Raw genomic sequence first — 22,292 nt, forward strand, 5'->3', positions numbered from 1 at the left:
GGCATATATGAAAAATGAGTGTGCCGGGGGCCACCCGGCACAATTGCAATCAGGCCGTGCGCGCCACCGCGTCCCGTGACGCCGCATCGCGCTCATCGCCGGTCAGCTCGCTCAGTTTGCCGTCGCGCATCTCCAGCAGACGGTCGGCGTGAATGAAGTAGTGATCGTCATGGCTGATGGCAAAAATGGTTTTCCCCATCGCCTGCATCAGCGGCAGCAGGACCTGATAAAACTCGCGACGGAAGTGCGGGTCCTGATCGGCGGCCCATTCATCCAGCAGGATGATGTCGCGCTCTTCGGCCAGCGCCAGCAACAGCGCCACGCGCTTCTTCTGCCCTTTCGACAGCTTGAGATTCAGGATTTTGCCATCCTGTAGCTCCAGCTTGTGTGACATTTGCAGATGCGCAAGCCACTTCTCCACCAGCGCCGGATCTGCCTGCTGCCCTTCCGGGCCCAGCAGCCGGTCGAACAGCCAGACGTCGGTAAATACCGCCGAAAAGAGCTTGCGGTAGTCCTCCGGTTTCTCCGCGCTCAGCGCTTTACCATCCAGCAAAATTTCGCCTGACTGCGGCTGGTAGAGGCCCGTCAGCAGCATCGCCAGCGTGGATTTGCCGCTGCCATTACCGCCGATCAGGAACAGCAGTTCGCCCCGGTGAATGGTCAGATTTATCGGCCCCACGGAGAAGGCGTTATCCTGATAGCGGAAGGTCACGTTACGCAGCTCAAGCGTTTGCCAGTTCGGGAAGGCCTGCGGGCGCGGGAACTCAGCCTTAAACGGCGCAAGGTCGAACTTCTTCAGCTTGTTGAAGGCCACCTGTGCGCTCAGCAGCGTCGGCAGTGCGCCAACGGCCGACAGCAGCGGCGTGCGTAAAAACAGCAGCGTCAGGGAGTACGTTGCCGCCACGTTGGTATCCGCCCACCCCAGGCTGTTCGCCATCCAGAACACCAGGCCAATGGCACCCAGCATCATGATATTGGACCAGTTCACGGCGCTCAGGTGGAACGTATCGGCGCGAATAATGTGATGACGATATTCGTGCGCATCCGGGATATAGAGATGGTTGAAGATATGTTCGGCACGCTCGCGGTTCAGCGTCAGCTCTTTGCGCCCTTCCAGCACTGTCTGATAATCGTTATAGAGCTTGTCTTCTGTTTCGCGCAGCACCGCCATGTGCTTATAGACGCGTGATACCAGCAGGAACCCGCCCCAGATGGTAATAACAATCCACAGCGCCGTTACCGCCAGCATTTTGCTGGAGAGCCAGGCGAGATAGGCTGCCGAGCCAAAGGTCAGGATGATCCCCTGCACCAGCTCCGGCAGGCGTACAAAGGCGATGGTAATGGCGCGCACATCGCTGGTCAGCCCCGCCAGCAGAGAAGCACTTCCCAGCTGTTCGATGCGTTCCACTTGAGTATCAAGGATCCGTTTGATGAACTCGCTGCGCAGACGGAAAACGAAGTGGTGGCCGAGCGCGGTCAGCGCCAGCTGTGACCCGAGCGTGACAGCCATCAGCAGCAGCAGTAAACCCAGAAATTCCGGCAGGACGGAGAGTGACGTGTCGACCATTTCGATCAAACGCACGTTAATGAAGGCAATCAGGCCGATCCCCAGCGCCGCGCTGGCAAGGCTTAGCGCCATCACCGCGATAAAAGGCCAGCGATACTGCCGCCAGACAAGAAGAAGTAGTTGCATGCAGAGCAATCCGGACAAGAAAAATCAGCCAGCAGTGTAAACTGCCTTTCACACACATCAAGAATAATTCTTATTTTTATTCTCTGTACGCTGCCTGGCGGAACGTGAGGTTGTAGCGAAACGCGCCCGCCACCGGGTGATCGCCATTTTTAAGCGGCTGAATGCCGTGATAAAAAAGCCGTGATTCACCGCCCCAGACCACCACATCGCCATGCTCCAGCATCAGCCGTTTGAGCGGGTCGTTGCGCCGCAGGCCGCCAAACTGAAAGACAGCGGGCAACCCAAGGGATACCGACACAATCGGCGCGCGCAGGTCAGGCTCGTCCTTATCCTGATGCAGGGAGAGCTTTGCCCCGACGGCATAGCGGTTGATCAGACAGGCATCGGGACGAAAATCAGGATAGCCGGCCGCGACGGCGGCATCGTGACACAGCGCCTGAAACGCCTCCGGCATCGGCGGCCACGGCCTATCCGTCAGCGGGTCGTTCGCGGCATATACATAGCCCCGCTCATTCGTCGCCCATCCCAGTTCGCCGCAGTTGGTCATCGCCACGGACATGGTATACCCGCCCGGCGTGACCATATGGCGAAACGGCGAACGGGCGGTGACGGTATCAATACCGTCGAACAGCGCCGCCGCGCGGGAAAGCGCAAAACGTCTCAGGATCGTCGCCCCCGGCGCGAGCGGCTCCTGCCAGGGTTCAGCATCAGCAAAAAGATCGAGCATTATCCCTCCGGGTTGTTCGCCTCACGTTTCAACAATAGCACCTTACGCGCTGCGCCCCAGCGATAACCCGACAGCGCACCGTCGTTACGCACCACGCGGTGACAGGGGATAACTATCGCCAGTTTGTTGGCTCCGCAGGCTCCTGCCACGGCACGTACGGCATTGGGTTTACCAATGGCCTTCGCCACCTGCTGATAGCTCGCCGTTTCACCGCAGGGGATAGCCCGCAGCGCCTGCCAGACCTGCTGCTGGAAAGCGGTACCCCGGATATCCAGCGGTAACGTCAACGGCGTCGCGCGGCTGTCGACAGAGGCAATCACCTGACGAACACGCCCGGCAAATGCGCCTTCCATCGGTTCACGGACGGCAAGCGGAAACAGTGAGAGCAGCTCAGCCGTCAGCCCGGCGTCGTCATCACCCAGCAGTATTGCGCAGATCCCGCGCTCGCTTTCCGCCACCAGACAGTGGCCCAGCGAGCAGTCGCTGATGGCATAGCGGACCGCAGCCTCTCCGTTACGGTACTGTTTCGCCGTCATGCCCAGCGCGCCGTTGGCTTTACGGTAGTAGCTGCTGCCGTCCGGGAAGCCAGCGGCCAGTACGGCGTCGGTGATTTTACCGCCCTGTGCAAGCAGGCTACGCAGGCGTTGTTCACGCGCGGCCTGCTGCCATGCTTTCGGCGCCATGCCGGTGACGGATTTAAACAAGCGGTGGAAATGGAACGGACTCATGCCAACCTGCTGCGCCAGTGCCTCCAGGTTCAGCGCGGCATCCTGCTCAAGCAGTCGGCAGGCCAGCGCAACGTTGGCCTTTTTCTGCGCCATAGGGTCGACCTGGTCCGGCCTACAGCGCTTACAGGGGCGGAAACCCGCCTGCGCGGCCTGGTGAGCATCAGGATAAAAGCAGACATTTTTACGCAGCGCGTGGCGGGCGCGGCAGGACGGACGACAATAAATGCCGGTCGTCTGCACGGCAAAGACAAACTGGTTATCCGCACGCGGATCGCGGGCCAGAACAGCCTGCCAGCGATCCTCATCGGTAAGATAGGTTGTGTTTTTCATCATCGGCTCCTCTTACAAGCATACGCTCAGCTTGCCTGAACGCCACCGAACAAAAACCCGCAACCTTGCTTTTTAATTTTTTTCGCTCACCAGGAAGCTGTTGAACTGCGGTGAACTCCAGGTTTTAAACCCGTCAGCCTCTTTGGTGATCATATAAACGGCCAGCCCTTCCTGACGCACCACCTCTTTGGCCTTCTCCGTGCCGAGCACCATCAATCCGGTATCCCAGGCGTCGGCTTCCAGCGCAGTTGGCGCTATCACCGTCACGGACACCAGGTTGTGGGTAATCGGGCGTCCGGTTTGCGGATCAATCACATGCGAGATACGTTTGCCATCCAGCTCGTAATAGTTGCGGTAGCTTCCGGAGGTGCTGATACCGTGCCCGTTGATGTCGACAATCGCCTGCACCGCGTTCTGCTGATCGGTTGGTTTTTGGATGGCCACTCGCCACGGCCTGCCGCTGGCGTTCATGCCCCGGCTGACGAGCGCGCCCCCGACGGAAACCAGATAACGGGGAATACCTTCCTGCGCCATCAGGGCCGCGAGATGATCCGCAGCATACCCCTCGCCTACCGTGGAGAGATCCACAAACAGGTCGGGAATGTCTTTTTGCAGGTATTGCTGACCGTACTGGGAGATCACCGCCAGATGCTGTAACCCTGTACGCGCGCGGGCGTCGTCGATGGCGGCTTGATCGGGTGTGGTCACCGGCTGCTTGTTGGGGCCAAATCCCCACAGGTTCACCAGCGGCCCAACGGTCACATCCATTGCGCCGTTGGTTTTGTAGCCCACGCGCATGGCTTCCGTGACGATATCGGCCATTGCTTCGCTCACCGGCCACAGCGAGGTGCTGCTGGAGCGATTGAAACGCATCAGCGCTGAGTCATTTTTATAGGTAGAGAGTAGCTGATCGTCGGCATCCAGCTGCGCCTGAATTTTACCGCGTAGTTCTTCAGCGCGGGATTTATCGATATTCATCACGCTGACGCGCCAGAAGGTCCCCATGGTTTTCCCTTCCAGCACCGTCGCGGCGGGTGCGTCGATTTTTGCGGGCTGTGTAGAAGAGTCACACGCGGTCAGGAGTAAAAAAGTCGCCAGAACGCTGGCGCGTAAAAAAGTCATATCCATTGGTTATTATCCTCATGCCAGGGCGGCAAGAGTACACTAAAACAGCGTATTTGTAAGACCCTAAAAAAGCATGAAAAAAGGGGCCTGATGGCCCCTTTGTTGCTGTATGAGCAATTAGAACTGGTAAACCAGACCCAGCGCGACGATATCGTCAGTACCGATACCTGTCTGACGGGTGAAGTCATTTTCATCCAGCAGGTTGATTTTGTAATCAACATAGGTGGACATGTTTTTGTTGAAGTAGTAAGTCGCACCCACGTCAACATACTTCAGGATATCCTGATCGCCATAGTTTTCGATGTCTTTACCTTTAGACTGCAGGTAAGCCACGGATGGACGCAGGCCGAAGTCGAACTGATACTGAGCAACCACTTCGAAGTTCTGTGCTTTGTTAGCCCAGCCCTCACACGGATGACGTTGAAGCGGGTTGCGACAGATAAAAAGTCAAGGTCATACCGATAACGACGCTGGAAATTCAGTTATTACCCTTTATACTGCCCTATCCCATTACCGCGCGGCCATTACGGGTTAAACACATCGATGAGTCAGACTGAAACTACCGCCCCGAGCAAATTCTCCCTTCTACCGGGCAGCATCACCCGTTTCTTTCTTCTGTTGATCGTTGTGCTGTTAGTCACAATGGGAGTGATGGTTCAGAGCGCCGTGAATACCTGGCTTAAAGATAAAAGCTATCAAATTGTCGATATCACCCATGCGGTGCATAAGCGCATTGATACGTGGCGCTACGCGACCTGGCAAATCTACGACAATATCGCCGCCGCACCTGCCACCTCATCAGGCGAAGGGTTGCAGGAAACGCGCCTTAAGCAGGATGTGTATTACCTTGAAAAACCGCAGCGCAAGACGGAAGCCCTGATTTTCGGCTCGCACGACAGCGCAACGCTTGAGATGACGCAGCGGATCTCCTCCTATCTGGACACCCTGTGGGGCGCCGAGACCGTACCGTGGTCCATGTATTACCTGAACGGTCAGGACAACAGCATGATCCTGATCTCGACCCTGCCGCTTAAGGATCTCTCGTCGGGCTTTAAAGAGACCACCGTTGGCAGCATTGTCGATTCCCGTCGGGCAGAAATGCTGCAACAGGCCAACGCGCTGGACGAGCGCGAAAGTTTCTCGTCATTACGCCGTCTTGCCTGGCAGAATGGCCACTACTTTACGCTGCGAACCACCTTTAACCAGCCGGGCCATCTGGCGACCGTGGTTGCCTTCGATCTGCCAATTAACGATCTTATCCCGCCGGATATGCCGCTGGACAGTTTCCGACTGGAGCCAGACAACAGCACCCAAAATATGCGCACGCCGTCGGATAAAGAAGGCCCGGACAGCGTAGCGATCTCATTTAATGGCTCGAAGATTGAGATTGCCTCATCGCTCAACTCAACCGGTATGCGGCTGGTGTGGCAGGTGCCTTTTGGCACCCTGATGCTTGATACCCTGCAAAACATTATGCTGCCGCTGCTGTTGAATATCGGCCTGCTGGCGCTGGCGCTGTTTGGCTACAGCACCTTCCGTTTCCAGTCGGGCCGCCAGAGCGACTCGACGTCGGTATCAGCCGGGACCAGCAACGAGTTGCGTGTTCTTCGTGCCCTGAATGAAGAGATTATTTCCGTGCTGCCGCTTGGGGTGCTTGTTCACGATCAGGAGGCAAACCGGACGGTGATGAGCAACAAAATTGCCGATCACCTTCTGCCGCATCTTAACCTGCAAAATATTACGGCCATGGCGGACCAGCATCAGGGCGTCATTCAGGCCACCATTAATAATGAACTGTATGAGATCCGTCAGTTCCGCAGTCAGGTCGCCTCGCGCACGCAAATCTTCATCATCCGCGATCAGGATCGCGAAGTGCTGGTGAATAAAAAGCTCAATCAGGCGCAAAGGCTGTATGAGAAAAACCAGCATGGCCGCGCGGCGTTTATGCAAAACATTGGCGATGCCTTTAAACAGCCGCTGAAGTCACTCGCCACGCAGATTGCTGATTTAAGCACGCCGGAAAGCCGACAGCTTAGCAGCCAGGCCGACTCGCTGGTTCGTCTGGTGGACGAAATCCAGCTTGCGAACATGCTGGAGAATGACATCTGGAAGGGCACCCCTACGCTCTTCTCCATCCAGGATCTGATTGATGAGGTGGTTCCGGAAGTCCTGCCGGTGATCAAGCGCAAAGGGCTCCAGCTGCTGATCAACAACCATTTACCGGCCAACGACGAGCGTCACGGCGATCGCGATGCGCTGCGTCGCATCCTGATGATGTTGATTCAGTATGCCGTCACCACGACACAGATCGGCAAGATCACCCTTGAAGTCAGCACCGATGAGTCCACCGACGATCGTCTGACGTTCCGTATTCTGGATACGGGCGAAGGCGTCACCGTGAGCGAAATCGATAACCTGCACTTCCCGTTCCTGAACGATACCCAGCGCGACCACTACGGTAAGGCGAATGCCCTCACCTTCTGGCTCTGCGATCAGCTGGCGCGTAAGCTGGGCGGTCATCTGAACATTAAGGCGCGCGAATCCCTCGGCACCCGCTACTCCTTGCATGTTAAAATGGCGGCGAATCCTCAGGAAGAGGATGAAGAGCGTCTGCTGGATGATGTGGTCGTGATGGTGGACGTGACCTCCAGTGAGATCCGTAATATCGTCGTTCGTCAGTTGGAAAACTGGGGCGCGTCCTGCATTACCCCGGACGAAAGGCTCGCGAGTCAAGAACTTGATCTATTTTTAACTGATAATCCGTCTAATCTTACTGCCTCCGGCTTGCTTTTAAGCGATGATGAGCCAGGCGTGCGGAAAATCGGCCCTGGGCAGCTGCGCGTCAACTTTAATATGAGCAATGCAATGCAGGAAGCTGTATTACAACTGATTGAAGAGAATCTGGCGCAGGAAGAGATCCTGGAGTCACCGTTAGGCGGCGATGAAAATGCCGAACTCCATGCCAGCGGATATTATTCGCTCTTCGTTGATACAGTACCAGATGATGTTAAGCGGTTGTATACTGAGTCCGCTGCGCAGGATTTTGCAGCGCTGGCACAGACAGCACACCGGCTTAAAGGGGTGTTTGCCATGCTTAATCTGGTTCCCGGCAAGCAGTTATGTGAAACGCTGGAACATCTAATTCGTGAGAAAGATGCCTCTGGCATTGAAAAATACATCAGCGACATTGACGCTTACGTCAAGAGCTTGCTGTAGCAAGGTAGCCTTATACATGAACAATATGAACGTAATTATTGCCGATGACCATCCGATTGTACTGTTCGGTATTCGCAAATCACTTGAACAGATCGAGTGGGTGAATGTAGTCGGTGAATTTGAAGATTCCACAGCCCTTATTAACAACCTGCCTAAACTTGATGCGCACGTGCTCATTACCGATCTCTCCATGCCTGGGGATAAATACGGTGATGGGATTACGCTCATCAAATACATTAAACGCCACTTCCCGGACATTTCGATCATTGTTCTGACCATGAACAATAACCCGGCGATCCTGAGCGCCGTTCTGGATCTTGATATTGAAGGGATTGTGCTGAAACAAGGCGCACCTACCGATCTGCCTAAAGCGCTGGCGGCGCTACAGAAAGGGAAGAAATTCACGCCTGAGAGCGTCTCACGCCTGCTTGAAAAAATCAGCGCGGGTGGCTATGGCGACAAGCGTCTCTCGCCTAAAGAGAGTGAAGTTCTGCGTCTGTTCGCTGAAGGTTTCCTGGTTACTGAAATCGCCAAGAAACTGAACCGCAGTATCAAAACCATCAGTAGCCAGAAAAAATCCGCGATGATGAAGCTGGGTGTGGATAACGATATCGCCCTGCTGAACTATCTCTCTTCCGTGACGCTGAGCGCAACGGACAAAGATTGATCGTCGCTGTCTACGCCGGGTGACCCTCGCGGTTACCCGGTCTAAAGACCCCGTAGGCCCGCGCAAGCGCAGTGCCGTCGGACACATAAAAAAGGCCCTTTCGGGCCTTTTTTATTGTCTTGCTTTTCGCACCCGCTCCGCATACACGGATAGCGTCTGCTTCAGTACATCCAGCGTGACCGGCTTCGACAGACAGCTGTCCATTCCCGACTCCAGACAGCGCTGCTTCTCCTCCGCCAGTGCGTTGGCTGTCACCCCCACCACCGGCAGCGTCAGCCCCAGCTGTCGGATACGCTGCGTCAGACGATAGCCGTCCATGTTAGGCATGTTCACATCACTGAGCACAATATCAATATGATTCTTACTTAAGACATTCAGGGCATCCACGCCATCATTGGCCGTTTTACACTGATAGCCCAGAGAGCCAAGCTGGTCTGCGAGCAGACGACGGTTAATCGGATGATCGTCGACGACCAGAATCATCATATCGTCATTCACCGATGCCAGCTCATCAGGGGAAGCCAGCACGGTAGCGCCATCGCTGTCCTCAAGCTGTACGCTGTAAATACGCGCCAGCAAGCCCAACATTTCGTGCGGTGTCGCCACACTGTGCACCCATACCCCGGGCGAACGCTCAATCGGAATACCGATATGACGGCGGCAGAACATCACCACGCCCCGCCCCGCCCACGCCTTGTCTGGCTCAACGTCAGTAATCAGCATGTCATCTGCGTCCGGCGTCTGGCCTTCATAGCGTGAGACCCGCACGCCGCTGCTGGTCAGCATCGAGGTCAGGAAATCATGTAAGGAGGCGTTGTGCACCGCCAGCCAGCAGTGCTTTTCGCTCAGCCCGTCGACCGTGGTTTTCACCGGATAGTGTGCCGAGTAGAGCGGGATACGGATGGTGAACTGGCTGCCCATACCCGGCTCGGTATCGACGGAGATATCCCCGTCCATCATGCTGATAAGCTTCTCGCAAATCGCCAGACCCAGCCCGGTCCCCTGGAAATTACGCTGGACGCCCGTCCCCACCTGGAAGAACGGATCGAACAGGCGAACGACCTCTTTCGCCGGAATGCCAACACCCGTGTCGCGTACGCGAATAGTCAGGTACTCCCCTGCCCGGCAGACATGCAGCACAATACAGCCGATATCGGTGAATTTGATGGCGTTGCTTAGCAGGTTCGAGATGACCTGTTGCAGACGCATCGGATCGCCATGCAGCGTCAGCGGCACATCCGGCTCGATAAAGCAGTACAGCCCCAGCTGTTTGCGCACCACCAGCGGCAGATAGTTGGCGCTGATATGGTTCATCACCTCGCGCGGGGAGAACTCACGCGGTTCTATTTTCAACTGCTCGGATTCAATTTTAGAGAAGTCGAGAATATCGCTGATAATTTTCAGCAGCAGGCTGGACGAGTTGTTCATCGCCGTCACCAGGCGGTCGACCCCTTTCGGCAGCTCTTTGGTCTGGAGAAGATCGAGGTTACCGATAATGCCGTACAGCGGCGTACGCAGCTCATGGCTGACGGTCGCGAGGAACATCGATTTCGACTGGCTGGCCTGCTCCGCCGCCTGCGCCATATCCTGCAATGACTCTTCCATCTTAACGCGCGCGGAGACGTCCACCAGCACGCAAATCGCCACGTTTTCATTGCGGTAGCGCGAATGGACGAAGCTGATTTGCAGGTTGGTGTGGGTGCTGGTCAGCACATCCACAAAGTTAACCTGTTGCCCACAGATGATCTGCGTTAACCGCTGGCGGTCTTCATGCGTGAGCATGTTCAGGTAGTTATGGGCAAGCTCGTTACTGAGGATATTTGTCCCGTCCTGAGTACGCAGGATACAGATCCCTACCGGCGCCGAGGCGACAATCTTACGGTTAAACTGCTCGTGCTCCTCCAGACGCTGAGCATCCGCTTCCGCCGGAATAAAGATCCGCCGCTCATACATTCTCGCCAGCATAAACAGCGCGACGCCTACCGCGATGTTCAACAAAATGGCGTTAAGGATCAGGATGCGAATGCGCTCCAGCACCTTGTCCACCGGCAGCGAATAGACAATGCTCAGCGACGATGGCGGTAAACTTTTCTTCAGCACCAGCTCGCGGAACCCGGAGGTATAGCCAAACCATGACCGCTCCTGCATCCAGCTGGGCTCCACCTTCAGGCGGTTTTCAGGCCCGGTAAGGGAGATGAGTGGGTGGCCGTTCTCATCCAGAATGGTCACGCCCATCGGCAGACTGCCCGGCGTGAAGAAGTTTTCCATGCGGATGGTTTGTTCAATCCCCAGCAGCGCTTGCAGGCGGTTTCCGAGGTAAACCGGAGTCAGGGCATAGAAATAGCCGACGCCCATGCGCGGCCCCTGGCTTATCCAGAAGATGTTGTTCCCGCGCTCTTCCTGAGGCGCATTGCGGTATTTCACTATGCGCTCATGCAGGCTTTTCAGCGCGTCTTCGCGTTCGACGGGCATATCCCGCAGACCGAAGTCCGCCATGCAAAGATTTTCGTTGCCAATCAGGTAGACGCGGTTTAGATCGTAAGCGGCCGAAAAATTATCGCGCCAGTAGCGCATAAACCATGACAGGGACTCCAGTGAGCCACGCCAGGCTTTGCCCATCGCGGAACAATCGGAGTCCGGGAAGAGCGGTTCGAAATCAGGTACTTCGGTTTTTTCATCCCGACCGCGGAGGGCAAGAATGCCGTTCTCCGCCGTCAGTCGATTCTCAGCGATATACTTAAGCTCTTTCATCACATCAGACGTGCGCTGGATATAGCGCTGGGCCTGATCCGAGCTTAAGTTAAACTCCTGGCGGATCTCCGCTTCTTTCTGGTGTAACGCGTTAACGATGTAAAACACCGAGAGCAGTGCCACCAGCAACCATAGCAGTAGCGCAAGCGCCCGAAACAGATAGCGAGAGACTTTTAACGTGGTACGAAAGGAGACGAGGTATTTCAAAGGGGCGAGGCTCCGCCATCGGGGAAAAAAGAATGTGGTTAAGGTAGCGGTAAACGCGGCTTGTCGCAACGTTCACTTGTCTGCTTGCGCAAAACAAAAGGGCCGGAAACCGGCCCTTTATGCGTCAGGAGACGTTACTCGTCAGCGTCATCCGCTGCTTCATCATCGGTGTCCGCTTCCGGGACGATTTCATCATCCCCTTCCGCGACGCTGCCGTCGATAGAGTCGAGCTCTTCGTCATCCACCGGCTCAGCAACGCGTTGCAGACCGACGACGTTTTCATCTTCCGCAGTACGGATGAGGATAACGCCCTGGGTGTTACGACCCACCACGCTGATCTCTGACACGCGGGTACGCACCAGCGTACCGGCATCGGTGATCATCATGATCTGGTCCGCGTCGTCCACCTGTACCGCGCCAACAACGGAACCGTTGCGCTCGGTCACTTTGATGGAGATAACGCCCTGCGTGCCGCGAGACTTGGTCGGGTATTCGCTTTCCGCCGTACGTTTACCGTAGCCGTTCTGGGTGACGGTCAGGATTGCGCCTTCGCCACGCGGAACGATCAGGGAAACCACGCTGTCTTCACCCGCCAGCTTGATACCACGCACGCCGGTCGCCGTACGACCCATTGCGCGCACGGCGTTCTCTTTAAAGCGCACCACTTTACCGGCCGCAGAGAACAGCATCACTTCATCAGAACCAGAGGTCAGATCCACGCCGATCAGCTCGTCGCCTTCGTTCAGGTTCACCGCGATGATCCCGGCGGAACGTGGACGGCTGAATTCGGTCAGGGCGGTTTTCTTCACGGTACCGCTCGCGGTTGCCATAAAGACGTTCACGCCCTCTTCGTACTCGCGTACCGGCAGAATGGCGGTGATACGTTCGTTCGCTTCCAGCGGCAGCAGGTTAACGATAGGTCGACCCCGCGCGCCACGGCTCGCTTCCGGCAGCTGATAGACTTTCATCCAGTACAGACGGCCCCGGCTGGAGAAGCAGAGGATCGTGTCGTGGGTATTGGCCACCAGCAGACGGTCAATGAAGTCTTCTTCTTTAATACGCGCCGCAGATTTGCCTTTACCGCCACGACGCTGTGCTTCGTAGTCGGTCAACGGCTGATACTTCACGTAACCCTGGTGAGACAGCGTCACGACCACGTCTTCGCGGTTGATCAGATCTTCAATGTTGATATCAGAGCTGTTGGCCGTGATTTCGGTGCGACGCTCGTCGCCGAACTGATCGCGAACCAGCTCCAGCTCTTCACGGATCACTTCCATCAGGCGCTCTGCGCTACCCAGGATATGCAGCAGCTCGGCAATCTGCTCCAGCAGCTCTTTGTACTCGTCGAGCAGTTTTTCATGCTCAAGGCCGGTCAGTTTCTGCAAACGCAGATCCAGAATCGCCTGGGCCTGCTGTTCAGTCAGATAGTACTGACCGTCACGCACGCCGAATTCCGGCTCCAGCCACTCAGGACGCGCAGCATCATCGCCGGCACGTTCCAGCATCGCCGCCACGTTGCCCAGATCCCATGGACGCGCAACCAGCGACGCCTTCGCTTCTGCCGGCGTCGGCGCACGGCGAATCAGCTCGATGATCGGGTCGATGTTCGCCAGCGCAACGGCCAGTGCTTCAAGGATATGGGCACGATCGCGCGCTTTGCGCAGTTCAAAGATGGTACGGCGAGTCACCACTTCACGGCGGTGACGCACAAACGCGCTCAGGATCTCTTTCAGGTTCATGATCTTCGGCTGGCCATGGTGTAGCGCAACCATGTTGATACCGAAGGAGACCTGAAGCTGAGTCTGGGAGTAAAGGTTGTTCAGCACAACTTCACCCACCGCGTCGCGCTTGATTTCAATCACGATGCGCATACCGTCTTTGTCAGACTCGTCGCGCAGCGCGCTGATGCCTTCAACGCGTTTTTCTTTTACCAGCTCGGCGATTTTTTCAATCAGACGCGCTTTGTTCACCTGATACGGGATCTCGTGAACAATAATGGTTTCACGGCCGGTTTTGGCGTCCGCTTCCACTTCGGCGCGAGCACGGATGTAAATCTTGCCGCGACCGGTACGGTACGCTTCTTCAATACCGCGACGGCCGTTGATGATTGCCGCCGTCGGGAAGTCCGGGCCCGGGATGTGTTCCATCAGCCCTTCAATGCTGATGTCTTCATCGTCGATGTAGGCCAGGCAGCCGTTAATCACTTCCGTGATGTTGTGCGGCGGAATGTTGGTTGCCATACCCACTGCGATACCGGACGAACCGTTCACCAGCAGGTTTGGGATCTTCGTTGGCATAACGTCAGGAATTTTTTCCGTGCCGTCGTAGTTATCAACGAAATCAACCGTCTCTTTTTCCAGGTCAGCCATCAGCTCATGGGCAATCTTCGCCAGACGGATTTCCGTATAACGCATTGCCGCGGCGGAGTCGCCGTCGATAGAACCAAAGTTACCCTGACCATCTACCAGCATGTAACGCAGCGAGAAAGGCTGCGCCATACGGACAATGGTGTCGTACACCGCGGAATCACCATGGGGATGGTATTTACCGATTACGTCACCAACGACACGGGCAGATTTTTTGTAGGCTTTATTCCAGTCATTGCCCAATACGTTCATGGCGTATAGTACGCGACGGTGTACCGGCTTAAGGCCATCGCGGACGTCCGGCAGCGCACGGCCAACAATGACCGACATCGCATAGTCCAGATAGGAGCTTTTCAGCTCTTCCTCGATGTTAACCGGTGTAATTTCTCTCGCAAGGTCGCTCATCTAACCGCTATCCCTCTACTGTATCCCGGATTCAAAGGTCGCAAATTATAACACAGCCGCGGTGATACAGGTAAACCTATACGCTTTATTCACAGGGATTGCCTGATATACTCATTTGTCTTGCTAAATAAGGAGTAAAAGCGCCCATGAATGCCGAAAAATCCCCGGTGGCTCACAACGTTGACCACGAAGAGATTGCCAAATTTGAAGCGGTGGCGTCCCGCTGGTGGGATCTCGAAGGTGAGTTCAAACCTCTGCATCGTATTAACCCGCTACGTCTGGGCTATATCGCGGAGCGTTCCGGCGGTCTGTTCGGTAAGAAAGTGCTCGACGTCGGCTGCGGCGGCGGCATCCTGGCGGAAAGCATGGCGCGCGAAGGGGCCACCGTCACCGGTCTGGACATGGGCTTCGAACCTCTACAGGTTGCGCGTCTTCATGCGCTGGAGTCCGGCGTACAGGTAGAATATGTCCAGGAAACCGTGGAAGAGCACGCGGCTAAACATGCGCACCAGTATGACGTGGTGACCTGCATGGAGATGCTGGAGCACGTTCCCGATCCGCAGTCGGTCGTCAACGCCTGTGCAAAACTGGTGAAACCGGGTGGACAGGTCTTCTTCTCGACCATCAACCGCAACGGCAAAGCCTGGCTGATGGCCGTGGTAGGCGCGGAATATGTGCTGCGCATGGTGCCGAAAGGGACGCACGACGTGAAGAAGTTCATCAAGCCTGCCGAACTGCTGGGCTGGGTTGACCAGACATGGCTTAAGGAACAGCACATGACGGGTCTGCACTACAATCCTCTGACGGATAAATTCAAACTTGCCCCGGGCGTGGATGTTAACTATATGTTGCACACAACCGCCAAAAACGACTAACGTCATTCGTTATTCTTATAAAGATTGCGCGACATCATGTTGCGCAATTCTGACCTCCCGTTGAAGAAATCAGCACTCGATCAAATTTTGAATTTTTTTTCTGGAATATTGACATCTCTTCCAGGCCTTACGGTACGAGGACTTAGCCTTTTTTACCCTTTCACAACCTCAATTTAACGTCAAAATCAACCCTTGTGCTGAAAAGATTCGATACTAGAATACTCACCATATAGCGTTCTTCTTATCGCAAAACCCCTATATGTAGTATTTATCCACAGAGTTAGTCACAAGACGGTCCTGTGGATAAGCGGGGGATATTTTTTTATTTCACGGACAGGTAAAAACCCACATGAATCAGAGTCTGCTGGTGACAAAGCGCGACGGTACTACCGAGCGTATCAATCTGGACAAAATCCATCGAGTTCTCGACTGGGCAGCAGAAGGACTGAACAACGTATCTATATCCCAGGTCGAACTGCGTTCTCACATTCAGTTCTACGACGGCATCAAAACGTCTGATATCCACGAAACCATTATCAAAGCAGCGGCAGATCTGATCTCCCGCGACGCACCGGATTATCAGTACCTCGCTGCGCGTCTGGCGATTTTCCACCTGCGTAAGAAAGCCTACGGCCAGTTCGAGCCGCCGAAGCTTTACGATCACGTAGTGAAAATGGTTGAGCTGGGCAAATACGACACGCATCTGCTGGAAGACTATACGGAAGAAGAGTTCGAGCAGATGAACGGGTTTATCGATCACTGGCGCGACATGAACTTCTCCTACGCGGCGGTGAAGCAGCTCGAAGGCAAATACCTGGTTCAGAACCGTGTGACGGGCGAAATCTACGAGAGCGCTCAGTTCCTCTATATTCTGGTGGCCGCCTGCCTGTTCTCTAATTATCCACGTGAAACCCGTCTGGACTACGTGAAGCGTTTCTACGATGCGGTCTCTACGTTCAAGATTTCTCTGCCTACGCCAATCATGTCTGGCGTGCGTACCCCTACCCGTCAGTTCAGCTCCTGCGTACTGATCGAGTGTGGTGACAGCCTGGATTCCATCAACGCGACCTCCAGCGCCATCGTAAAATACGTCTCCCAGCGTGCTGGTATCGGCATCAACGCTGGTCGTATCCGTGCGCTTGGCAGCCCGATCCGCGGCGGTGAAGCGTTCCACACCGGCTGTATCCCGTTCTACAAGCACTTCCAGACGGCAGTAAAATCCTGCTCTCAGGGCGGCGTGCGCGGTGGCGCTGCGACCCTGTTCTACCCAATGTGGCACCTGGAAGTGGAAAGCCTGCTGGTTCTGAAGAACAACCGCGGCGTGGAAGGCAACCGCGTGCGTCACATGGACTACGGCGTGCAGATCAACAAGCTGATGTACACCCGCCTGCTGAAAGGTGAAGATATCACCCTGTTCAGCCCATCCGACGTGCCGGGCCTGTACGACGCGTTCTTCGCCGATCAGGACGAATTCGAGCGTCTGTACACCAAATACGAAAAAGACGACAGCATCCGCAAGCAGCGCGTGAAGGCGGTCGATCTGTTCTCCCTGATGATGCAGGAACGTGCCTCTACCGGCCGTATCTACATCCAGAACGTTGACCACTGCAACACCCACAGCCCGTTCGATCCGGTGGTTGCGCCAGTGCGCCAGTCCAACCTGTGCCTGGAGATCGCCCTGCCGACCAAACCGCTGGACGATGTGAACGATGAAAACGGTGAAATCGCCCTGTGTACGCTCTCTGCGTTCAACCTGGGTGCGATTAAGAGCCTGGACGAGCTGGAAGAGCTGGCCGTGCTGGCGGTTCGTGCGCTCGACGCCCTGCTGGACTACCAGGATTACCCAATCCCGGCGGCAAAACGCGGCGCAATGGGCCGTCGCACTTTAGGTATCGGCGTGATCAACTTCGCCTACTGGCTGGCGAAAAACGGCAAGCGTTACTCCGACGGCAGCGCCAACAATCTGACGCACCAGACGTTCGAAGCCATTCAGTACTACCTGATGAAAGCCTCCAACGAGCTGGCGAAAGAGCAAGGCGCGTGCCCGTGGTTCAATGAAACCACCTACGCGAAAGGCATTCTGCCGATCGACACCTACAAAAAAGACCTGGATGCGATCGTCAGCGAGCCGCTGCACCTCGACTGGGAAGGCCTGCGCGAGTCCATTAAAACTCACGGCCTGCGTAACTCCACGCTCTCTGCCCTGATGCCGTCCGAGACCTCTTCGCAGATCTCCAACGCCACCAACGGTATTGAGCCACCGCGCGGCCACGTCAGCATCAAAGCGTCGAAAGACGGCGTGCTGCGTCAGGTGGTACCGGATTACGAAACGCTGGGCAACAACTACGAGCTGCTGTGGGAAATGCCAAACAACGATGGCTACCTGCAACTGGTGGGTATCATGCAGAAGTTTATCGACCAGTCGATCTCTGCCAATACCAACTACGACCCGACGCGCTTCCCGTCAGGCAAGGTTCCGATGCAGCAACTGCTGAAAGACCTGCTCACCGCCTACAAATTTGGCGTGAAGACCCTGTACTATCACAACACCCGTGATGGTGCGGAAGACGCCCAGGACGACCTGGCGCCGTCAATTCAGGATGATGGCTGCGAAAGCGGCGCATGTAAGATCTAATAAATTCCCTCACCCTAACCCTCTCCCACAGGGAGAGGGAACTCTTTCCCCCTCTCCCTGTGGGAGAGGGCCGGGGTGAGGGGAAATAACACCACAGGACTCACCGCAATGGCATATACCACCTTTTCACAGACGAAAAACGACCAGCTCAAAGAGCCGATGTTCTTCGGCCAGCCGGTCAACGTGGCACGCTACGATCAGCAAAAATATGACATCTTCGAAAAGCTGATTGAAAAGCAACTCTCTTTCTTCTGGCGTCCGGAAGAAGTTGACGTTTCCCGCGACCGTATCGATTTCCAGGCGCTGCCGGAACACGAAAAGCACATCTTCCTCAGCAACCTGAAATACCAGACGCTGCTGGACTCCATTCAGGGTCGTAGTCCGAACGTGGCGCTGCTGCCGCTGATCTCGATTCCTGAGCTGGAAACCTGGGTTGAGACCTGGGCGTTCTCCGAGACGATCCACTCCCGCTCTTACACCCACATCATCCGCAACATCGTTAACGATCCGGCGGTGGTGTTTGATGATATCGTCACCAACGAACAGATCCAGAAGCGCGCCGAAGGCATTGCGCACTACTATGACGAACTGATCGAGATGACCAGCTACTGGCATCTGCTGGGCGAAGGTACGCACAACGTGAACGGTAAAACCGTCACCGTAAACCTGCGGACCCTGAAAAAACAGCTCTATCTGTGCCTGATGAGCGTCAACGCCCTGGAAGCGATCCGCTTCTACGTGAGCTTCGCCTGCTCCTTCGCCTTTGCCGAGCGCAAGCTGATGGAAGGCAACGCCAAAATTATCCGTCTGATTGCCCGTGACGAAGCCCTGCACCTGACCGGGACTCAGCATATGCTGAACCTGCTGCGCAGCGGTGCAGACGATCCGGAGATGGCGGAAATTGCGGAAGAGTGCAAACAGGAATGCTACGACCTGTTCGTGCTGGCGGCCCAGCAGGAGAAAGAGTGGGCAGACTACCTGTTCCGCGACGGCTCCATGATTGGCCTGAACAAAGACATTCTGTGCCAGTACGTTGAGTACATCACCAACATCCGCATGCAGGCCGTCGGTCTCGACCTGCCGTTCCAGACGCGCTCTAACCCAATCCCGTGGATCAACACCTGGCTGGTGTCCGATAACGTGCAGGTCGCGCCGCAGGAAGTGGAAGTGAGTTCTTACCTGGTCGGTCAGATTGATTCTGAAGTCAACACCGACGACCTGAGCGATTTCCAGCTCTAATGAGCCGCGTAACGCTGAGCCTTTCGGGTACAGAGGTGTTGTGCCAGGAAGAGCACCCTTCTCTGCTGGTGGCGCTTGAAGCGCATCAGGTAGAAGTCGAGTACCAGTGTCGTGAAGGCTACTGCGGCTCCTGCCGCTGCCGTCTGGTCGCAGGCCAGGTAGACTGGCTGACCGAACCGCTGGCCTTTATCAGTGAAGGGGAAATTTTGCCCTGCTGCTGCCGGGCAAAAGGCGATATAGAGATCGAGATGTGATGTTGTCCTTATCCCCTCTCCCGGTGGGCTGAGGGTTCCCCACAAATTAATGCGAGCACTGAGCAATCCCCTCGCCCCTCCGGGGAGAGGGTTAGGGTGAGGGGAACATACGGCGGTGGTGGTCATTCCGTTCACTTTATGTTCCTTGCTACTCTGTAACGACATGACCGGTGAACGTGCCAGGGTGGCTCAGTCGCCACCACCCTGGCGACCCGGGCTCCCGGCGGTAAATCGCCGCTTCGCGGTGCCCTCGGCTTATTCCTTCCGGCTTATCGGGTACGGGCGGAGGCAACGTCCCTGTAAAGCCGCCCTCTCGGCGCATCCCTGCGCCTCGCCCCGGCCTGCAGGAAACGCCTCAGCGATTTACAGCCGGACCAGGGCATCGCTGACAGCCCTCAGTCATTTAGAAAGCAACTTTATTGCTTCTGCATAAAAAAATTACTGGGGATCCCTCAGCCCGGTGGGAGAGGGTTAGGGTGAGGGCATCAGGCCGCAGAGCCTGATTGTCGGGTGGCGGCTTCGCCTTACCCGACCTACAAAACCTACTTCCGGTGAATGAATTCGACCGCTTTATCCGGGAAATCCGTAAACAATCCGTCCACATCCGCCTGGTTATACAGCACGTCGTAAAGCTGATCCACGTCCGTCGCATACTCCGGCAGCTGGTCTGCACGCACGGTATACGGATGCACCTGCATCTTGCTCGCATGCGCCTCTTTCACCATCGCCGTCAGCTTCACGTGGCCCGGCGTTGAGCCTTCCGCCACCAGCATGTGGTAATCCGGCCCGATGCCGTCGGCGTACTGCGCAATCTGCTTCATCGCGCCCGGCTTAAACATCCAGTCGTAGCTGTAGTTCACCCACTTCCCGTCCGGCTGTTTTTCCTGAGTTTCATTCCAGTCGGTATAGGCAATCAGCTGCACCAGAATGAGATCCATCCCCATCTTCGGCTCCAGCTCAGTTTTGATGCGCTTCAGTTCCGCAGCATCGAAACATTGCAGGAAAATCTTATTCTTCTTGCTGGTGTAGCCGTACTTTTTCAGTACCTCCAGCGTCTTCGCGGCAATGTCTTTTCCTTCCTGATGGTGGAACCACGGCGCTTTGATTTCCGGGTAGATACCGATATTTTTGCCCGTCGAGTGGTTCAGCCCCTGAACAAACTCGATCTCCTCTTCGAAGGTGTGAATACGGAAGTCAGACTTGCCCATCGGGAAACGCCCCGGATAGACCTGCACCTTCTTACCGTTCTCAATCTCGAAGCCCTCGGTAAACTTCAGCGAGCGGATCTCCGCCAGCGTGAAGTCGATGGCGTAGTAGCGGCCATCTTTACGGGCACGATCCGGGAAACGCTCCGCCACGTCCGTCACGCGGTCAAGATAATGGTCATGCAGAACGACCAGCTGGTCGTCCTTCGTCATCACCAGATCCTGCTCCAGATAATCTGCGCCCTGGGCATAGGCCATCGCTTTTGCCGGCAGCGTATGCTCCGGCAGATAACCGCTGGCGCCACGGTGGGCGATCACGATTTTATCCGCCGCCAGCGCGGAGCCTGTCATCAGGCCCGCCAGCAGCAGGCCTGTCGCTAACTGAGTTAATTTCATCGCAATGCTCCTTACTGACGACGCGCCAGCACCTCGGCATGGTGACGTTTTTCACCAATCATCACGACGATCAACAGCAGAACCGCCAGCACGCTGCCGCCAATCATCACCATAAAGCCACCGTCCCAGCCGAAGAAATCGACGGTGTAACCGACGATGGCACTTGCCGCCACTGAACCGCCGAGGTAGCCAAACAGACCGGTAAAGCCTGCCGCCGTGCCTGCCGCTTTCTTCGGCGCCAGCTCCAGCGCGTGCAGGCCGATCAGCATAACCGGACCATAAATCAGGAAGCCGATTACGATCATACAGGCCATATCCACACCCGGATTACCCGGCGGGTTAAGCCAGTAAACGACCGTCGCGATGGTCACCAGCGTCATAAAGAACACGCCTGTCGCCCCACGGTTGCCCTTAAACACTTTGTCCGACATCCAGCCGCAGATCAGCGTGCCGGGAATGCCCGCGTATTCATACAGGAAATAGGCCCAGGAGGATTTATCCAGCGCGAAGTGCTTCACCTCTTTCAGGTAAGTCGGGGACCAGTCGAGGATGCCGTAGCGCAGCAGGTAGACAAACACGTTCGCCACCGCGATGTACCACAGCAGCTTGTTTGGCAGCACATACTTCATGAAGATCTGTTTCGCGGTCAGCTCTTCTTCGTGCTTCTCGCTGTAATCATCCGGGTAGTCGTTTTTGTACTCTTCAATCGGCGGCAGGCCGCAGGACTGCGGCGTGTCGCGCATCAGGGCGAAGGCGATAATCGCCACCAGAATGGCGCCAAAGGCAGGCATATAGAGCGCCGCGTGCCAGTCGTTGAACCAGGCCATCCCCAGCAGGAACAGCAGCGGCGGAAGCCCGCCCCCGACGTTATGCGCGCAGTTCCAGACCGATACAATCCCACCGCGCTCTTTCTGTGACCACCAGTGCACCATGGTACGTCCGCATGGCGGCCACCCCATCCCCTGGAACCAGCCGCAGAGGAACAGCAGTACGAACATGACGGCAATGCTGGAGGTCGCCCATGGCACAAAGCCCATGAACAGCATCACCGCTGCCGCGAGGATCAGACCGGCGGGCAGGAACACGCGCGGATTCGAGCGATCCGACACCGACCCCATAATGAACTTCGAAAAACCGTACGCGATGGAGATCCCTGACAGCGCAAAGCCCAGATCGCCGCGGGAGAAGCCTTGTTCCACCAGGTACGGCATGGCGAGCGCAAAGTTTTTACGTACCAGATAGTACGCCGCATACCCGAAGAAGATCCCGAGGAAGATTTGCCAACGCAGACGGCGGTAGAGAGGATCAATCTCTGCCTCTGGCAGTCGCGCCCGGTGTGGCGCAGGTTTAAAGATACTGAGCATAACAGCCTCCGTGGCCTTTCAAAAAATGACCGGGCATCTCGCGCCCGGCTACAGAGGCGGCGATGTTAAGAAATCACGGTGAATGTTACTGTGAATCAACGCACAGATT

Annotated in this window: 14 protein-coding genes and 1 pseudogene; 6 read left to right on the forward strand and 9 right to left on the reverse strand. The window is 56.0% G+C overall.

All coding sequences use genetic code 11. The annotated features are described in order from the left end of the window. Nucleotides 1–49 precede the first annotated feature (49 nt). The 5 genes and pseudogenes from C3451_RS02785 to C3451_RS02805 all read right to left on the reverse strand — a co-directional run. A complete protein-coding gene (locus C3451_RS02785; protein ID WP_003859392.1) occupies nucleotides 50–1,693 on the reverse strand; it encodes a multidrug ABC transporter permease/ATP-binding protein in 1,644 nt (547 codons plus the stop codon). A gap of 76 nt (nucleotides 1,694–1,769) precedes the next feature. Beyond that, nucleotides 1,770–2,420 carry a DNA oxidative demethylase AlkB gene (gene alkB / locus C3451_RS02790; protein WP_023300603.1) on the reverse strand — a complete coding sequence of 217 codons (651 nt, stop codon included), beginning with the start codon at nucleotides 2,418–2,420 and terminating at the stop codon, nucleotides 1,770–1,772. Then, nucleotides 2,420–3,478, reverse strand: coding sequence for a bifunctional DNA-binding transcriptional regulator/O6-methylguanine-DNA methyltransferase Ada (gene ada / locus C3451_RS02795; protein ID WP_045620898.1), 1,059 nt, complete (start codon nucleotides 3,476–3,478; stop codon nucleotides 2,420–2,422). Before ada ends, alkB begins: the two co-directional genes overlap by 1 nt. Nucleotides 3,479–3,550: 72 nt before the next feature. Next, entirely contained in the window at nucleotides 3,551–4,606 is a 1,056-nt protein-coding gene (gene apbE, locus C3451_RS02800) for an FAD:protein FMN transferase ApbE (RefSeq protein WP_045620899.1), read from the reverse strand. Nucleotides 4,607–4,720: 114 nt separating this feature from the next. Next, nucleotides 4,721–5,008 (reverse strand): annotated as a pseudogene (locus tag C3451_RS02805) (porin); the annotation flags it as partial. A gap of 138 nt (nucleotides 5,009–5,146) precedes the next feature. On the opposite strand from C3451_RS02805, the gene rcsD reads away from it, so the two are divergent. Together rcsD and rcsB are read left to right on the forward strand one after the other, a co-directional pair. Further along, nucleotides 5,147–7,819: a phosphotransferase RcsD gene (gene rcsD / locus C3451_RS02810; protein WP_124304228.1), complete on the forward strand. Its 2,673-nt coding sequence runs from the start codon at nucleotides 5,147–5,149 to the stop codon at nucleotides 7,817–7,819. Nucleotides 7,820–7,835: 16 nt separating this feature from the next. Further along, on the forward strand, nucleotides 7,836–8,486 hold the full coding sequence (rcsB, locus tag C3451_RS02815; RefSeq protein ID WP_003859405.1) for a response regulator transcription factor RcsB: 651 nt from the start codon (nucleotides 7,836–7,838) through the stop codon (nucleotides 8,484–8,486). 111 nt (nucleotides 8,487–8,597) lie between these two features. Here the strand turns inward: rcsB and rcsC are convergent, their stop codons facing one another. Both rcsC and gyrA read right to left on the reverse strand, forming a co-directional pair. Then, nucleotides 8,598–11,444 (reverse strand): two-component system sensor histidine kinase RcsC, encoded by a 2,847-nt coding sequence (gene rcsC / locus C3451_RS02820; RefSeq protein ID WP_023300607.1) that lies wholly within the window; start codon nucleotides 11,442–11,444, stop codon nucleotides 8,598–8,600. 134 nt (nucleotides 11,445–11,578) lie between these two features. After that, entirely contained in the window at nucleotides 11,579–14,215 is a 2,637-nt protein-coding gene (gene gyrA / locus C3451_RS02825; protein ID WP_023300608.1) for a DNA topoisomerase (ATP-hydrolyzing) subunit A, read from the reverse strand. A 146-nt stretch (nucleotides 14,216–14,361) separates the two neighbouring features. Between gyrA and ubiG the strand changes: the two genes are divergently transcribed. The 4 genes from ubiG (at nucleotide 14,362) to yfaE (ending at nucleotide 19,218) form a co-directional block, all read left to right on the forward strand. Continuing rightward, on the forward strand, nucleotides 14,362–15,090 hold the full coding sequence (ubiG, locus tag C3451_RS02830; RefSeq protein ID WP_045620901.1) for a bifunctional 2-polyprenyl-6-hydroxyphenol methylase/3-demethylubiquinol 3-O-methyltransferase UbiG: 729 nt from the start codon (nucleotides 14,362–14,364) through the stop codon (nucleotides 15,088–15,090). A gap of 349 nt (nucleotides 15,091–15,439) precedes the next feature. Beyond that, on the forward strand, nucleotides 15,440–17,725 hold the full coding sequence (gene nrdA / locus C3451_RS02835; protein ID WP_023300610.1) for a class 1a ribonucleoside-diphosphate reductase subunit alpha: 2,286 nt from the start codon (nucleotides 15,440–15,442) through the stop codon (nucleotides 17,723–17,725). Between the two features lie 108 nt (nucleotides 17,726–17,833). After that, entirely contained in the window at nucleotides 17,834–18,964 is a 1,131-nt protein-coding gene (gene nrdB, locus C3451_RS02840; protein ID WP_022648802.1) for a class Ia ribonucleoside-diphosphate reductase subunit beta, read from the forward strand. Next, nucleotides 18,964–19,218 (forward strand): class I ribonucleotide reductase maintenance protein YfaE, encoded by a 255-nt coding sequence (gene yfaE / locus C3451_RS02845; RefSeq protein ID WP_003859419.1) that lies wholly within the window; start codon nucleotides 18,964–18,966, stop codon nucleotides 19,216–19,218. The genes nrdB and yfaE overlap by 1 nt, the downstream gene beginning before the upstream one ends. Before the next feature lie 542 nt (nucleotides 19,219–19,760). Here the strand turns inward: yfaE and glpQ are convergent. Next, complete coding sequence (gene glpQ / locus C3451_RS02850) at nucleotides 19,761–20,819, reverse strand: glycerophosphodiester phosphodiesterase (protein WP_045620902.1); 1,059 nt, start codon at nucleotides 20,817–20,819, stop codon at nucleotides 19,761–19,763. Between the two features lie 11 nt (nucleotides 20,820–20,830). Beyond that, complete coding sequence (gene glpT, locus C3451_RS02855; RefSeq protein ID WP_022648804.1) at nucleotides 20,831–22,183, reverse strand: glycerol-3-phosphate transporter; 1,353 nt, start codon at nucleotides 22,181–22,183, stop codon at nucleotides 20,831–20,833. Nucleotides 22,184–22,292: the final 109 nt, after the last annotated feature.

The sequence above is a fragment of the Enterobacter sp. 301B genome (assembly GCF_003850715.1).
Classification (GTDB): Bacteria; Pseudomonadota; Gammaproteobacteria; order Enterobacterales; family Enterobacteriaceae; genus Enterobacter; species Enterobacter intestinihominis.